The sequence below is a fragment of the Microbacterium helvum genome (assembly GCF_014779795.1).
Taxonomy (GTDB): Bacteria; Actinomycetota; Actinomycetes; order Actinomycetales; family Microbacteriaceae; genus Microbacterium; species Microbacterium helvum.
This window is the reverse complement of the sequence record NZ_JACXZS010000002.1, coordinates 1-15,231: the sequence shown is the minus strand read 5'-3', so window position 1 is coordinate 15,231 and position 15,231 is coordinate 1. Positions and strand designations below refer to the sequence as shown.

The 15,231-nt window shown below is 67.6% G+C and carries 16 protein-coding genes; 4 read left to right on the top strand and 12 right to left on the bottom strand.

The window, feature by feature from the left end; genetic code table 11:
* Nucleotides 1–85: 85 nt before the first annotated feature.
* Complete coding sequence (locus IF188_RS03135; protein WP_318152749.1) at nucleotides 86–832, bottom strand: NAD(P)H-hydrate epimerase; 747 nt, start codon at nucleotides 830–832, stop codon at nucleotides 86–88.
* On the bottom strand, nucleotides 829–1,827 hold the full coding sequence (locus IF188_RS03130) for a YihY/virulence factor BrkB family protein (RefSeq protein WP_191170350.1): 999 nt from the start codon (nucleotides 1,825–1,827) through the stop codon (nucleotides 829–831). The genes IF188_RS03135 and IF188_RS03130 overlap by 4 nt, the downstream gene beginning before the upstream one ends.
* Before the next feature lie 98 nt (nucleotides 1,828–1,925).
* On the opposite strand from IF188_RS03130, the gene IF188_RS03125 reads away from it, so the two are divergent.
* Complete coding sequence (locus tag IF188_RS03125; RefSeq protein WP_191170349.1) at nucleotides 1,926–3,599, top strand: GspE/PulE family protein; 1,674 nt, start codon at nucleotides 1,926–1,928, stop codon at nucleotides 3,597–3,599.
* 93 nt (nucleotides 3,600–3,692) lie between these two features.
* Here IF188_RS03125 and IF188_RS03120 read toward each other — a convergent pair whose 3' ends face one another.
* From IF188_RS03120 to IF188_RS03075, 10 genes are all read right to left on the bottom strand, one after another.
* Entirely contained in the window at nucleotides 3,693–4,931 is a 1,239-nt protein-coding gene (locus IF188_RS03120; protein ID WP_191170348.1) for a type II secretion system F family protein, read from the bottom strand.
* Between the two features lies 1 nt (nucleotide 4,932).
* Nucleotides 4,933–6,216, bottom strand: a complete 1,284-nt coding sequence (locus IF188_RS03115) for a type IV pilus twitching motility protein PilT (protein WP_191170347.1) — start codon at nucleotides 6,214–6,216, stop codon at nucleotides 4,933–4,935.
* Nucleotides 6,213–6,884: a hypothetical protein gene (locus tag IF188_RS03110; protein ID WP_191170346.1), complete on the bottom strand. Its 672-nt coding sequence runs from the start codon at nucleotides 6,882–6,884 to the stop codon at nucleotides 6,213–6,215. The genes IF188_RS03115 and IF188_RS03110 overlap by 4 nt, the downstream gene beginning before the upstream one ends.
* On the bottom strand, nucleotides 6,884–7,531 hold the full coding sequence (locus IF188_RS03105) for a hypothetical protein (protein ID WP_191170345.1): 648 nt from the start codon (nucleotides 7,529–7,531) through the stop codon (nucleotides 6,884–6,886). Before IF188_RS03105 ends, IF188_RS03110 begins: the two co-directional genes overlap by 1 nt.
* Nucleotides 7,528–8,586, bottom strand: a complete 1,059-nt coding sequence (gene pilM, locus IF188_RS03100) for a pilus assembly protein PilM (RefSeq protein ID WP_191170344.1) — start codon at nucleotides 8,584–8,586, stop codon at nucleotides 7,528–7,530. Before pilM ends, IF188_RS03105 begins: the two co-directional genes overlap by 4 nt.
* Nucleotides 8,587–8,612: 26 nt before the next feature.
* On the bottom strand, nucleotides 8,613–9,506 hold the full coding sequence (locus IF188_RS03095; RefSeq protein WP_191170343.1) for a prepilin peptidase: 894 nt from the start codon (nucleotides 9,504–9,506) through the stop codon (nucleotides 8,613–8,615).
* Nucleotides 9,507–11,066, bottom strand: coding sequence for a hypothetical protein (locus IF188_RS03090; RefSeq protein WP_191170342.1), 1,560 nt, complete (start codon nucleotides 11,064–11,066; stop codon nucleotides 9,507–9,509).
* On the bottom strand, nucleotides 11,063–11,632 hold the full coding sequence (locus IF188_RS03085) for a PulJ/GspJ family protein (RefSeq protein ID WP_191170341.1): 570 nt from the start codon (nucleotides 11,630–11,632) through the stop codon (nucleotides 11,063–11,065). The genes IF188_RS03090 and IF188_RS03085 overlap by 4 nt, the downstream gene beginning before the upstream one ends.
* Nucleotides 11,620–12,045 (bottom strand): type IV pilus modification PilV family protein, encoded by a 426-nt coding sequence (locus IF188_RS03080; protein WP_191170340.1) that lies wholly within the window; start codon nucleotides 12,043–12,045, stop codon nucleotides 11,620–11,622. Before IF188_RS03080 ends, IF188_RS03085 begins: the two co-directional genes overlap by 13 nt.
* Nucleotides 12,046–12,141: 96 nt before the next feature.
* The gene (locus IF188_RS03075; RefSeq protein WP_191170339.1) at nucleotides 12,142–12,552 is read right to left on the bottom strand and encodes a type IV pilin protein; all 411 of its coding nucleotides are present in this window, start codon (nucleotides 12,550–12,552) and stop codon (nucleotides 12,142–12,144) included.
* A 286-nt stretch (nucleotides 12,553–12,838) separates the two neighbouring features.
* Between IF188_RS03075 and IF188_RS03070 the strand changes: the two genes are divergently transcribed.
* The 3 genes from IF188_RS03070 to IF188_RS03060 all read left to right on the top strand — a co-directional run bounded on the left by IF188_RS03070 (nucleotide 12,839) and on the right by IF188_RS03060 (nucleotide 15,025).
* A complete protein-coding gene (locus IF188_RS03070; RefSeq protein WP_191170338.1) occupies nucleotides 12,839–13,909 on the top strand; it encodes a hypothetical protein in 1,071 nt (356 codons plus the stop codon).
* Nucleotides 13,906–14,568 carry a hypothetical protein gene (locus IF188_RS03065; RefSeq protein ID WP_191170337.1) on the top strand — a complete coding sequence of 221 codons (663 nt, stop codon included), beginning with the start codon at nucleotides 13,906–13,908 and terminating at the stop codon, nucleotides 14,566–14,568. Before IF188_RS03070 ends, IF188_RS03065 begins: the two co-directional genes overlap by 4 nt.
* Before the next feature lie 73 nt (nucleotides 14,569–14,641).
* On the top strand, nucleotides 14,642–15,025 hold the full coding sequence (locus IF188_RS03060) for a hypothetical protein (protein ID WP_191170336.1): 384 nt from the start codon (nucleotides 14,642–14,644) through the stop codon (nucleotides 15,023–15,025).
* Nucleotides 15,026–15,231: the final 206 nt, after the last annotated feature.

The window sequence follows — 15,231 nt, the reverse complement described above, 5'->3', positions numbered from 1 at the left end:
TTTCGTCTGCGCTCCTTCGTCGCTCCGCTCAACGAGCAGGGGGTCCGGCTCGCGACGTTTCGTCTTCGCTCCTTCGTCGCTCCGCTCAACGAGCAGGAATAACGCGCGACACCGCCATCGAACCCGCCGGCTCGACCCCGTCGAGCGGCAAGCCGAGGTCGACCAGAACGACCTCGCCCACCAGCTCCGGGGCTCGCGCAAGGCCTGACTTGGCGGCGCCGACCGTGACGGTGAGGGATGCCGCCAGCACGGCTTCGTCGGCGGCTCCGGTGTCGGGGTGAAGGCCGCTGGGCAGGTCGACGGCGATGACGCGCGGCATCCCCCGGCGCGTCTGCGCCAGCGACTGCACCGTGGTGACGGCTTCGCGCGCCAGGCCGTGCAGCGCGGGATCGCGCGAGGCGCCGATGCCGAGGATGCCGTCGAGCACGAGCGCGTAGCGGGCGTCGCGCACCTCGGGCAGGTCGATGCGGCGCGCACCGGCGGCGACGGCCGCGGCGAAGGCGCTCTCGTGCACCCGGCTGCCGACGAGCAGCACGTCCACGTCGGCGATGTCGCCGATGCCGGCGGCGGCGTACAGTGCGTCACCGCCGTTGTCGCCCGAGCCGACGAGTGCGAGCACGCGCGGCTGCGGTGTGTCGGGGTCGTCCTGCAGCAGCGGTTCGAGCACGATCGACGACGTGATCGGCGCCGACGGCGTGCCGGCGAGCTCGGCGCGCACGACGTCGGCCAGGGCCGCGGCGGCCCGGCGCATGAGCGGCACACCGGCCTCGAGCAGCGGGCGCTCGGCCGCGCGCACCTGTTCCGCCGTGTAGGTCGGCACGTCGACGCTCACGTGGCGCGCCCCGCCTCTTTCGCGACATCCGCCCGCGCGTGCTCGAGCTCTTCGGTCGCGACGCGCACGGCGTCCTCGGCCTGCCGCACCCGGCGCTGGGCGAAGGTCGGCGACCCGTAGCGCTCGCGCACCCGGTCGGACCGCTCGCGCTCGCTGACGATCACCCACGTCGAGGCGAGCAGGATCACCTGCGCCGACAGGTTGAGCCACAGCAGCAGCGCGATGAGCGCGGCGAACGACGCGAGCAGCGGGTTGGATCCGGCGCCGCTGACGAACAGCCCCGACAGCTGCTGCAGCACGGTCAGCCCGATCGCGCCGACGAACGCGCCGGCCCACAGCGAGGCGGGTCGCGCGCGCACGCCGCTCAGCGTCACGAAGGCGAGCGCGATGATCGCCATGTCGAGCACGAAGACGACGACGAGCGACACCCCGCGCGTCGCGGCCGCGGCGAGGTCGCCGCCGATGCCGAGCCAGTCGAGCACGGTGCCGACGAACGTCGTGCCGACGAAGGTGGCGCCCGCCGACAGCACGAAGCCCGCGCCGATGGCGGCCGCCAGCAGCAGGTTGCGCAGCAGCACCCAGACGAAGAAGACATCGTCGTGCACTTTGTCGGCGAGGGTGCGGATCGCCACGCGCAGCGAGCCGACGGCGCCGATCGCCGCCCCGACCAGACCGACGAGGGCGATGATGCCCGCGACGGTGAACCCGGCCGGCGCGTCGATCTCCGACACGTCGACGATGCCGCCCTTTCCGACGACGCCGGGGATGGCGGCATCCACCGCGGCGACGAGCGACCGCAGCGCCTCGGGGTTGCCGGCGAGCCAGACCGCGGCGACCGAGAAGCCCAGCAGCACCCCCGCGAACACCGAGAACAGCGCGCGGTAGGTGACGCTGTCGGCGAGCATCGGGCCCCGCCGTTCGGAGTAGTGCAGCCACACGCGCACCGGGCGCAGCGACAGCGCCCACGCCGTCGCCTTCGTGATCCACTCCGCCATGGCCGCCACACTACCGAGCACGCATGTCCTGGCACGCCGGGGTTGACGTGGAGGGATGACGTGCGCCATAGGATGTCCCTGGGGATTGGGGAATCACTATGCGGGGTCTTGCACAGACGCTCGTGCTCACCGGAGCCGTACGAGCAGCCGACATGTCCGCCGCCATCGCGCAGGCGGGGGGCAGCGACGGCCCCGAGCTGCAGCAGCTGCTCGTGAGCCAGAAGCTGGTGACCGAGGGGCAGGTCGCCGAGGCGATCGCGCTGCACACGGGTCACCGCTACATCGATCTTGCGAATCTTCCGCTGGATCCGAACGTGGTGGCGCTCGTGCCGGGCAACCTGTGCCGCAAGTACGCGCTGATCCCCGTCGACCTGCGCGGCGACCGGCTGACGGTGGGCGTGCTCGATCCGACCGACATCGTGGCGCTCGACGACGTGGCGAGCATCACCGACCTGTTCGTCGAGCCGGTGGTGGTCGCGCAGGACGCGCTGACGCAGATGTTCGAGCGGTTCCTGCGGTCGGACGAAGAGCTCAGCGAGCTGTCGCTGACGATCGAGGACCAGACCGAGGCGAACCAGGCCGCGTTCACCGAGACGCTCGAAGAGCAGGACAGCGACGCCCCGGTGGTGCGGTTCGTGAACCTGCTGATCGCACAGGCCATCAACGACCGCGCGAGCGACATCCACGTCGAGCCGGGTGAGAAGCAGCTGACGGTGCGGTTCCGCATCGACGGCGTGCTGCACGAGATGCAGAAGGCCGACCGTGCGATCCAGGACGGCATCATCTCGCGCCTCAAGATCATGTCGTCGATCGACATCGCCGAGAAGCGCAAGCCGCAGGACGGCCGCCTGTCGGTCACGCACGAGGGCCGCCAGGTCGACCTGCGCGTGGCGACGCTGCCGACCGTGTGGGGCGAGAAGATCGTGATGCGCATCCTCGACAACACCGGCCAGGTGATGACGATGCGCGACCTGCTGTTCTCGCCGACGAACGAGAAGCGGTTCCTCGAGGCGATCTCGAAGCCGCACGGCATGATCCTCGCGACGGGTCCGACCGGGTCCGGCAAGTCGACGAGCTTGTACACGGCGCTGCGGGCGATCGCGAACCCGAAGATCAACGTCATCACGGTCGAGGATCCGGTGGAGTACCGCATCCCGGGGATCAATCAGGTGCAGGTGAACAACCGCGCGGGTCTGACGTTCTCGACGGCGCTGCGGTCGATCCTGCGGTCGGACCCCGATGTCGTGCTGGTCGGTGAGATCCGCGACTTCGAGACGGCGAACATCTCGATCGAGGCGTCGCTGACCGGTCACCTGGTGCTCTCGACGCTGCACACGAACGACGCGCCGTCGGCGCTGACACGACTGACCGAGATCGGGTGCGAGCCGTTCCTGGTGGCGACGGCGCTCACCGCGGTGATCGCGCAGCGCCTCGCGCGGCGCCTGTGCATGCGCTGCCGCGAGCCGCTCGTCGAGACCAGTGACGTGCTGTCGTCGCTGGGCTTTCCGCATGACCCGGGTGACGTGCCGCAGCTGTTCAAAGCGGTGGGATGCCCCGCCTGCAGCGGTACCGGCTACCGGGGCCGTGTCGCCCTGCACGAGATCATGACGCTCACCGACGACATCGAGTCGCTGGTGGTGACCCGGGCGACGGGTTCGGAGATCCGCCAGGCCGCGCTGCGCGAGGGCATGGTGTCGCTGCGCGACGACGGCTGGTCGAAGGTCGCCCAGGGCCTGACGACGATCGAAGAGGTGCTGCGCGTCTCGGTCTGAGGTGTGCACAGTGCAGGACGTTCTGAGCGAAACGCCGGGTGATGGATGCCGCCACCCGGCGCGTCGCCAAGACCTCCTGCAGCAGGTGCGCGCCTACCCCTGCTTGGCGAGTTCGCCGTAGAGGGTGAAGATCGGCAGGTACAGCGAGATCACCATGCCGCCGATGACGATGCCGAGGCCGACGATGAGAATGGGCTCGATCGTCGACGACAGCTGGGCGGTGGCGGTCTCGACCTCGTCCTCGTAGAAGTCGGCGATCGACGAGAGCATGTCGACGAGCGTGCCGGACTCCTCGCCGACCGACACCATCTGCGGCACCATCGCCGGGAAGACCTCGGCCTTGGCGAGCGGCGCCGCGAACGAGCGGCCCTGGCGGATCGACTCCTGCACGTCGCGCACGGCCTGCTCGATCTTCCAGTTGTTCGAGGCCTGCCCGACGATCGCGAGCGCCTGGATGATGGGCACGCCGGCGTTGAGCATCATCGACAGGTTGCGGGCGAACCGGGCGACGGCGATCTTGGTGGTCAGCTTGCCGAAGACCGGCATCTTCAGCTTGATCGGGTCGACGAAGCGCCGGTACTGCTCGGTGTGCCGGTTGGCGCGCCACCAGATGACGGCGACCACCACGACCAGCACGATGGCGGGGATGATCCACCACATGTTCTTCGAGATCGTGACGAGGATCTGCGTGGGCAGGGGCAGCGACGAGCCGAGCCCTTTGAACATGCCCTCGAAGATCGGCACCACGAAGGTGACCATGACGAGCACGCCGATGATGGCGATGACGAGCACGATCGCCGGGTAGGTGACGGCGGCGCGGATCTTGTTGTGCAGCTCGGCCTCGCGCTGGTAGTTGTCGGCGATCGAGCCGAGCGCGCTGCCGAGGAAGCCGCCCGCCTCGCCGACCTTGACGATCGACAGCATGAGCGGCGGGAAGGTCTGCGGGTGCCGGGCGAGCGCCGCCGAGAACGAGGAGCCGGCCTCGACGTCGGCCTGCACCTGCACGAGCGCGGGCTGCAGGCGCTTGTCGTCGGTCTGCTCGATGAGGATCGACAGGGTCCGCATGAGCGGCAGGCCGGCGTTGATGAGGCCGGCCATCTGCCGCGAGAACACCGCGAGGGTGCGCGCCGAGACGTGCTTGGTCGACCCGGGCAGCTTGATCTGGCGGTTGAGGCCGGTGTTGGACTTGAGAGCGACTTCGAGCGGGGTGAGCCCCTGCGCCTTGAGCTTTCCGGTGACGGCCGATTCGCTGGCCGCCTCGATCGTGCCCTTGACGACCGATCCTGCGCGCGGGTCGACCGCGCGGTAGACGAATTCCTGGACGACGGCCATGTCAGAACCCTCCCGTGCCGGGCCAGCCGGTGCTGTCGTCGGCCCAGTCCACGTCGCGCGCCGTCGGATCGACGCGCCCGCCCACGGTGGGCGTGCCGAACCGCGAGCCCATGCCGACGCCCGTGCCTGCCGTGGCATCGGGCGCGACGAGCTCGCCCTGCCGCCATTCGCCGGCGTGGTGCGCCCAGTCTTCGGCGTCGAGGTCGCGCGGCGTGATGTAGACGCCGTCGAGGCTCTTCGGGTCGACGGCGAAGTCCATCGCGACGTTGCGCGCGATGGTGCCGTCGGCGACGAGCCGGCGCAGGTCCTGGTCGAGCGTGTGCATGCCGACCTCGGACCCGGCCTGCATGGCGGAGTAGATCTGGGCGACCTGGCCCTCGCGGATCATGTTGGCGACGGCCGGGGTGTTGATGAGCACCTCGGTGGCGATCGTGCGCCCGTCGGTCTGCGCGAGCGGCAGCAGCGTCTGGCTGATGATGCCCTGCAGGGTGTCGCCCAGCTGCGTGCGGATCTGGTGCTGCTGGTCGGCTGGGAACACGTCGATGATGCGGTTGATGCTCTTGGCGGCGCCCTGCGTGTGCAGGGTCGAGAGCACGAGGTGACCGGTCTCGGCGGCCGACAGGGCCGTCGAGATCGATTCGGGGTCGCGCAGCTCGCCGATGAGGATCACGTCGGGGTCCTGGCGCAGCACGCGGCGCAGGGCTTCGGCGAACGAGTTCGTGTCGCGTCCGACCTCGCGCTGGTGGATGAGCGCGCGCTTGGACTCGTGGTGGAACTCGATCGGGTCCTCGATCGTGATGATGTGCGCGGGCACCAGCTGGTTGACGATGTCGACCATCGCGGTGAGCGTCGTCGACTTGCCCGAGCCGGTGGGACCGGTGAGCAGCACGAGGCCGCGCGGGCGCAGGGCGAGGTCGGCGGCGATGGCCGGCGCGCCGAGCTCTTCGAGCGAGTACACCCGGTCGGGGATGTACCGCAGCGCGATCGCGATCGACCCGAGCTGGCGGAACACGTTGGTGCGGAACCGCCCGATGCCGGGGGTGGCGTGGGCCAGGTCGACCTCGCCGTTCTCCATGAACTCGCGGCGCTGCTGCTCGCTCATGAGGTCGAACGCGGTGCGCTCGACCCACTCGGCCGACAGGGCGTCGGGGTAGCCGGGCACGGGCACGAGGTCGCCGTCGATGCGCAGCAGCGGCGGCGCGCCGGCGGTGATGTGCACGTCCGAGGCGCGGTGGCGCGCACCGCGGGCGAGAAGGGTCTCGAAGTCGAGGCTTTCCATGGTCATCCCTCCTCGTCGACGTACGTGAGGGCCGAGATCTGCACCGACACCGAGCCTTCGCCGGACTGGCTGGTCGTCGCCGTGATGCTCGACAGCAGGCGGGGTCCGGCGCGCAGCTCGTCGAGGAACGCGGTGGCCGTGTTCATGTCGGGCGCGGTGGCGCTGATCGTGAAGTCGACCTGCTGGCGGCCGTCCGGCACGGCGCCGGCGACCGCGCCGCCGGCGTCGACGGTCCCCGTGGCGGTCCCATCCGTCGCGGCGTCTGTCGCGGCGGGGGTGGGCTCGGGTGCGGGGGCGGTGGCGGCATCCCCCTCCGTCGCGCCGGTGCGGGTCACGAAGGCGACCTGTTCGCCGGCGGTGACGGCGGTGAGCTGCACCCCGGTGTCGGTGGCCGCAGTGCCGACGACCTCGAACACGTCGTCGAGCTGGCCGTCGGCGGGGATCTGTGCGCGCAGCTGCGACACGTCGGAGTTGATCTGGTCGAGGTTGGCCTCTTGCTCGTGCAGGTCGTCCACCTGCGCCTGGTAGATCGCGTTGGTGCTGGCGACGGTCGCGGTCTGCCCGTCGACGCCGACCGCCTGGAAGTAGAGCGGCATGGCCACGAGGAAGACGCCGAGCGCGATGACGCCGAGCGACACGATGAGGCCGATGACGGTGACGAGCTGCTTGGGCATCACTCGCCCCCTTCTTCGGGCGCGTACTCATTCGAGTAGACGCTCTGGTCGAACTGCACGTTCAGCTGGTACGCGTACCTGTCGGCCGTCACCTGGCTGGACGTGACCGATTGCCCGTCGGCGAACAGCACGCCGTCGACGGCGCGCAGCGAGCGGATGATCGCCACGATGTCGAGCGGGGTGGCGCTGTCGATCGAGACGGTGCCGACGAGGCCCGCTTCGGCGGTGGGGTCGTCGCCCTGCGGCGCGCCCCCGACGGTCATGTCGAAGCCGGTGAGGGTCGCGTCGGCGGGAAGGATGCCGGTGATCTTGGCGATCACCGGCGACCAGGCGAGGTCGGCGGCCATGGCCTCGGTGCGGAAGTCGGTGAGTTCGGACTGGGTCGACAGCGCCTGGCTCACCTCGGACAGCGAGGCGATCTCGGTGAGCAGCGCGTTTGTCTTGGTCTGCTCGGCGGCCAGGCGCTGGTCGGCGACGAACTTGAGCGCGAACGCTCCCGCGATGATCAGCAGGGCGACGACGATCGCGCCGAGCACGATCCACACCCACAGGGTGACGAGCTTGTCGCGTTCGCGCCGCGCGATCTCGCTGCGCGGCATCAGGTTGACGCGGGGCAGGCCCGAGAACGGGGCCGGGATGGCGGTCATCGCTGCACCTGCCCGAGGGCGACGCCGACGGTGGCGACGAGGTTGAGGGCGACTTCGCCGGCGGGCGGCGGTGTCGACATCGAGATGACGTCGCCGACCGACACGACCTGCAGGGGCGTGTCGATGGCGGCGCTCAGGGCGGGCATGACGCCGTCGACGATCGCTCCCCCGCCGGTGACGAAGACGCGTGCGAGCGGAGCCGAGGTGCTGCGGCTCGCGAAGAACGCGAGGGTCGAGCGCAGGCGGGCGGCGAGGTCGGCGACGCCGGGCGGCGTGTTGGCGCGGATGGCTCCGCGCGTGCGGCCCTGCGTGAGCCCCGCCCCGTTGCCGGCGGGGCTGCCGACGGCGCCGGCGACTCCCCCGCTGGCGACGGCCGCGAGTTCGAGTTCGGGAGTGGATGCTTCCGCCGAATGCCTGCGGACGGCCGCGGTGGCGACGTCGATGGGCAGGATGCGGACGAACAGCGGCACGCCGCCGCGCGAGATCACGACCTGCGTGGTGTGGTCGCCGATGTGGACGGTCGCGACGGCTTCATCGGGCTGTGTGAGGTGCGCGGTGACGCGGGCGAGGCCGAACGCGGTCAGGTCGACGGCCTGCGCGCGGACCTTGACCTTCGACAGGGTCGAGATGATCTGCTCGATGTTCTCTGACACGGCGGCGACGAGCAGGCCCGACACCTGGTCGCCGTCCTGCGAGAGCGGAAAGAAGTCGAGCACCGCCTGGCTGGCCGGGACCGGGAGCAGGTCCTGCACCTGGTAGGGCAGGGCTTCGCGCAAGAGGTCGGGGCGCATGGCCTGGGTGGTGTATTCGCGGACGAGGATGCGGCGGCTGGCGACGCCGAGCACGGCGTCCTTGCTCTTGAACCGGGCCCCGGTCCACAGCTGTCGCAGGGCGACGGCGACAGCGCCGGCATCCAGCACTTCGGAGTCTTTCGCGGCGTCGGCCGGCAGCGGCACTTCGCCGTAGGCGATGAGCTGGGGTTTGCGGCCGAGTGAGATCTCCGCTGCGCGGACGCTCTCTTCGGTCACCTCCAGCCCGACGATTGTCTTCCCCATGATTTCCCTTCCCCAAGGTGCGTCGGTCAGGTGCCGACGAAAAGATTCACGTACCACCTGCCGACGGCTTCGCCGGCGAACACTCCCGTCCAGGCGCCGAGGATCATCCACGGGCCGAACGGGATGGCGGTCTTGCGTCCGGCGCGGCGCAGCAGCAGCAGTGCGATGCCGAACACTCCCCCGTAGACGAAGGCGCTGAATGCGCCGACGGCGAGGGCTCCCCAGCCGATCCAGCCGAGGTAGATCCCCACCACGCCTGCGAGTTTCACGTCGCCGCCGCCCATGCCGCCGGGGCGGGCGAGGCGCAGCAGGAAGTAGAACGCGTAGAGCACGGCCATTCCGATCGCGGCGCGCAGCAGCAGCCGCCACTCTCCCGTCAGCAGGGCGGCGACGGTGAAGAGGATGCCTGACACGAGGTAACTCGGAAGAACGATGCTGTTCGGCAGCCGGTGCGTGTCGAGGTCGATCAGCGTAAGGACGATCGAGATGGCCGCGAAGTAGAGGAACGCGACGATGACGAGCACCGCTGCCCAGACGTCGGCCGGGTGCACGGTGCCATCCACCGTCGGCAGCGCGAGGTACTCGACGAGTGTCGCGTTCGGGCTGAGCAGCCCGTCGTACACGGCGATTCCCCACCACGTGATCACCGCGAACGCGATACCCGTGACCGCCTCGACGATCGGGTACCGCGCTGAGATCGGCGCCTTGCAGTTCGCGCAGCGTCCCCGCAGCACGATCCACCCCACCACCGGCACGTTGTGCCACGGCTTGATCGCCGCGTCGCAGTGCGGGCACCGGCTCTCGCGCATCAGCGAGATGTGCGCCGGCACGCGGTAAGCGACGACGTTCAGGAACGACCCGATCAGAAGACCGAGGATCCCGGCGACGACGGTGAGGAAGATGAGCAGCCCAGTCACCAACTAGCCCTCGACCTGCTTGATGAGGACAGGCTCCTGCACCTGGACAACAGTGCCGTGGTTACCCGAGCCGGCCTCGCTCAATTCGCAGCTGAGGTCGATCAGCGGCTCCCACGCCATGGGGTTGCACACGAACTTCGGCTGTACCCAATCTGGGCCGTCTGCGTTCCCGGCGTAGAACTGACCGTAGAAGGTGTCCTTAAAGCTCCCTGTCAGTTTGGGGACACCGCACGGCGTGTAGACCATGAGGTGGATTCCATCGGCAGGCACGTTGAGGAGCTTGTCGCTCGCCGGCCCCTTGACGCATGTCGGCTTCGAATCTGGGACCCCGTCGGCGTGGATGACAAACAGTTGCGTTGGCGTGGCAGCAGACGGGGATGTCAGCGTCCCCTTGATGTCGATGGTCACCGTCCGTCCGCCGGGGATAAGCAGAACGGCGTCGTGCGGCAACTGCTGGGTCTTGTCGATCGTCACAGTGACATTGCCGCCGCAAGATGTGTAGTCGATACCGGCCCGCGTCGTCCCGCTCGGCAATGTTGCTCGCAGTTGGTCGGAAAGGTCCATCGCGCAACTGCCGCTTGGGACGTCAAACCACGCGACGTCGTCGCCCCACTGCGTGCGATCGGGGCCCACGTCGACCCAGGTGGTCATGTCGTAGACCTCTTGCAGTGTGGGGGTGAAGACGGCCGGATTCACTTGGTGGTCCAGCGGGGTCGTTCCGTGAACAGTTACTTCCGTAGTCGGAGTGTATGTTCCCCCAGCGATCACGGTGCCGCCGATGTCTCCCTTCGCACCGCTCAGGTTCACGTTGCGGCCAGCGCGGATGTCTGTGTCGCCGGGCTCACGCGGCGACGCGGGGGCCATCCCGACGCTGAGGTGATTCGCGCTCAACAGGACGTCCCGCCCGGCTGTGATCCGGCCGTTGACCGTGACGGTGTCTCCCGACATCGTCACGTCGTCCCTGGCATAGACACTCCCCGTGACGGTGCAGCCTGAGCTCAGGATCACACTTCCTCGGACTACCCACAGGTCGCCGTCAACGGTCGACTTTGAGGTCGAGCAGTCATAGTTGCCCTGCCTGACAACCACAGTGCCTGTGTATGACGCCTGCGTGACGGTGAACGTGCCGTCGAAGTAGGCGAGCGATCCCCCAGGCTGATTCTTGTACGTCACGACTCGGCTGTAGTCCGAGGTGATCCGCGTCGACTCACCGCTTGCATCCCAACCGGTCGATACGATCTGAAAGGTATCGCCGGACGTCGCGCTCGGGCAGTGGTCGACCGTGGCTTCGTAGAAGGGTGCGGTACCTGTGCCTCCGCGCGGGTTGGACGCCACAAGCGTGCAGGGGGTGGCCAACACTTTCTCGAGTGCTGCGTCGCGCCCGGATTCGGCAGCGATGTACGCCTGTGTCTGATTCTTGTTATCGGAGTTCGACTCAATCGTGAACATCACGCTCGCCGCGATGGTAACCGCGATGACGAATCCAACAAGCATGACGACGACAACCGTCACCAACACCGCGCCGTTGTCGTCTCGGTCCTGCCGTCGCATCTGCTTGATCATGGCAGCCAGCATGGATCCCCCCCTGTTGCCGCAGTGCGCATTGACACTTCGCCTTCGAATTTCACGGGTGCCGAGTCGGTGACGATCTCAAAGGCGTACGAAAGTACGCGCCCATCCTGGTGGAACATCGGCTTGCCATCAGTTGCCCGCACGTTGACGACCCACTGCTGATCGTCGTCATCGATCCATGTAGTCCACGCGGCCGTGCCAAGGTTGGCTGCCGTGCGCGTCATTTGCGCCTTCCCGCCACCGAGATCGAACGCCTGGCAGGTACGCGGGTCTGTGCCCGTGGCGTTGTCGTAGACGGTGTGAACCCAGAGCTGGGTCTCGCTAGCTTCCGTTTTGAAATCGGTCGCGTTCCGGACTGCTCGCTCGATCTGTGAGCTGACGAGCTGGCCTCGGGTCGTCGCCTCGCTCGTCGACAGCACGTCATTCTGTGTGAGCCACGAATTGAAGAGCACCGTGGCGATGCCGGCGAGCACGATCGTCGACACGAGTATCGCGATGATGAGTTCGATGAGCCCGAGTCCACCATCATCCCGTTTTGCACAGTTCACGGGCTGCATGCCGCGTCCGCCTTGGCCCCTTGGACGTACACGAGCGCGGAGACGCGTGCGAGCGTCCGCCCGCCCCGCTCCGCAGTGAGATCGAGAGAGATGGCCTCACCGCCAGCGATCGGACACATAGTGCATTCGCCTGGCGCGCCGGACACAGTGAAGTCCCTGCGCGCACCGTCCTGAAATGTCTGGGTTGCGCCGGCGTTGATTACGTCGGCGCAGGTGGGCTGCCCGTGACGCAGATCTTCAACGATCGCATTGAGCTGCCGGGTCGCGGTCGCAACCGTTGATTGCTGTGACGAGTACTGGATGCCGTTGATCAGCGCAGGCAAGAGCGCGAGCGCGATGATCCCCAAAACGAACATCGCGATGATGACTTCGACAAGGCTGAACCCCGCAGCATCGGCGCCACGACCCCTCATCCGCCCACCTCCCCAAGTGGCAGAATCCCCAACCCAATGATGCCACGAGGACCGAGAATCGGTGTGTTCTCGGTCCTCGCGATCCGGGTCCGCTGACTAGCAGCCAGGCCCAGATTCGTATCCGCTCGCCGCGTCCTTGTACTGAGACCCGTTGCTCGAGTACGCGATCACGCAGACCGTGGTGACGCTGTCATTGGTTCCCGTGGAACTGAAGTCAACGGTGATGTCGGAGTCACCAGCGGACTGCGCGGCGGCCTGTGCTTCGGCAGCCGTGCCGCCGTCGGCGAACTGCGCGGCGGCAGCGGTGGCACCGTTCCCCGCAGCTGCCTTGACCGCGTTGTCAGCAGCCTTGCCCTGGATGTCCACGAAGATCGGCACAGCGATCGCAACCAGGATGCCGAGGATCACGACGACGATGATGAGTTCGATTAGCGAGAAGCCCTTCTCGCCCTCTTCCTCGCGGCGCTGCTTCATCGCCTCGAGATAGTTCTTGATAGTTGCACGCATGGCGTGTCTCTCCCCAGTGTGAGTTGATTGGTCAGCTCTAACCGACCGGCACCCCAAGTGACGGTCCCAAACACCCCAGTAACAATTCCCAGACTCCGTTAGAGCTGGGTTTGAGACACACGCCCGAGCGTGGATCCCCTCCCACGTTCGACGCTCTCAAATGGCGAGCGCAGAAGTCAATGCGGACGGATGCAACGTTCCCTCAGGAGTTGCTCAAGACAAGGTCGGGGCCCACCAGCGGCCGATACGGTGCCCACGATTACCGATGCGTGTCGGAAGGGGTTTCGTGTCCAAGCGTGCGCTCTCGTGGCTCAAGGCTGTGGTCGCACTGGTCGGGTCTGTCGTGCTCGCTGCAGTTGTGCTTCCGCCCATGTTCTCGATCCTTAATCGGCCAACCGTCGACCAGGGCCAACGTCCGCTCGTGATGGTGACGACGAGTGGGGGCGATCGCGACTACCACCTGCGAGTCCACAACATCATCGACAAGGACGGGGAGTTTCGATTCCTTCTCTCCGTCGCGGACGATGAAGTCACGTACGGCGAAGGCGGCAATGTCTTCGGTGTCAACGTGCAGGTGACACTTGCCGCTCCTGACGGCACCGGCGGAATGACGTGTGCACCTACGTATGTGGACTCTGGGGTTATCTCTTCATCCGACATCAATGCCGGTACTCGAAGAATGCTGCAGGCGGACGCGATCTCAGGCCGATACTCTTCGACGCGCGCGATCGCATCGCCGCCTGATCAGGAGCCGGATTCTGCTGTTCCCGCACCATCGGCCACACCTCAGGTACCCGACATCGAGACGCTGCTCGCCGACCTGGACGTTGTACAGTACACAACCGACCTGTTCCTGCTGGACGACGACTACTGGTATACCTCAGCGGCGACGAGCGACGGTGCCACATGGACGGTGGAGTGCCGTCTCGACGCGGCCGTCGTCTGGAGAGTCGGTGATCCGACCAATCCGATGAAGCAGCCCCAGGCCACGCTCTTGGCGCCCGAGTTCAACTTCGGCCCGCAAGGAGATGTCTCGGATCACCAACAGGGCATGGACGTGACTCTGTCTCTGGCGCGCGCCGAGGGACTCGAGCTCGTGCGGTCTTACCCCGACGCCCAAGCGGGCTCGATGGACTGGACGATGACCTACGAGAACCGCTGGAACGGCGAACTCGGTGAGACAGGGAACTTCGGCTACACCAACGCTCCGACCTTTCTCCTTCAGAACAGGAACGTCGCCGCAGCCGAGCAGAACTTCCTGCTCTTCGGCGGCGTCTTGATTGGACTCGCCGTCACCCTGCTCGTCCGCGGTCTGAGCGACCTCGCTGACGCGACTCTGCTGAGGAAGGGAGAATGACCGCGGCTGCCCATCCACGCGTCGTGCGCTTGCCCGACGACGCCGACTCGCGATCGCTCGCGGAACTCGCGTCGTACGCGAACGACCTGAGCGAGGCGAGTTTCGCCCTCGACGCCGCACTCGAGGTGGGCGAGGGCGGAGAGGGGTGGATCGAGTTCACCGGGTTCGCGGTCGTCGCCTACATGCGGGCGTTCGGTCATTCGAACGTGCGCGGGCGGCTCGACGAGCTGTTCGCCGTTCCGGCGGAGTTCTCCGCGCTGCACGAGACCGTCCGCGCGTATCGCAACACGACGATCGCGCACTCGCAGTCCGAGCTCGTCGCGCCGATGGCGATCGCGTATCTGGACGAGACCGGGCGGATCCGGACGGTGAGCGATATCGTGGTCAGCCAGCATCTGCCGGTGCAGCTCGTGCGGGACTTCGCCCGGCTCGTCAGCGCGATGGCCGAGCTGGTCGAGCGTTCGGCCGCCGGCATCCGATCGATCCTGGAAGCGAAGTACTCACAGACGTCGGCCGAGACGATCGCCGAATGGGGGATGCCGGAGTTCGGTGCAGAGCTGGCAGCGGACTTCACGGCACGGTCGACGCGGACGCCGCACTCGACCTTCACGGCGTACTGGAGCGTCGGCGAGCCGGTGGAGCGTGACGAGATCGAGTGAGCCGGGAAGAGCCGTGGGCCGCAGACGACAGCCAGAGACCACGACGTCGCCGCACGTTCACGACGACATCGTTGTGAACGCCGAGCGACTCCGCGCCTTCGCACTCGACGACCTCGACGCGCAGCGGCAGGCGTTGGCGATCCTGCGTGCGCGTGCAGCGCGCGACGGCGAGCACCTCGCGATGGCGCTGGTCGGCATCGTCGTCGCCGTGATCGCTGCGTTCGGCATACCGATGGTCACGGCCGCGACGGAGGTGCCGACGTGGCTCACCTGGGGCGGCGTGACCGTCGTCGCGGTCATCACGTTCGCGTTCGTGATGCATGCGATGGCGATCATCGGGCAGGGCTCGAAGGAGCGCAGCTACGCGGCTGCCTGGGTCGGCGCGTACGAGGACGAACTCGCACGATGGCGCGACATGCCGGGGCGTGCGGGGCGGGAATGGCGTAAGTCTCATTGAGGGTCGGGTGGCGGCATCCATTCCGCTCTTCGGGGCGGCGCCCGCTCCTCCCCAGGCGTGCTGCAGCACCGGCTTATCCGGCTCTTCGGACATCCGGTGGGGGTGAGGCTCGCCGGGTGATGGTCGGCGGGTAGGGGTCGAGGTCCCCGAGGATCAGTAGCGCCAACTGCTGTTCCATCACGAGGACCTCGACGTGTCTCACCATA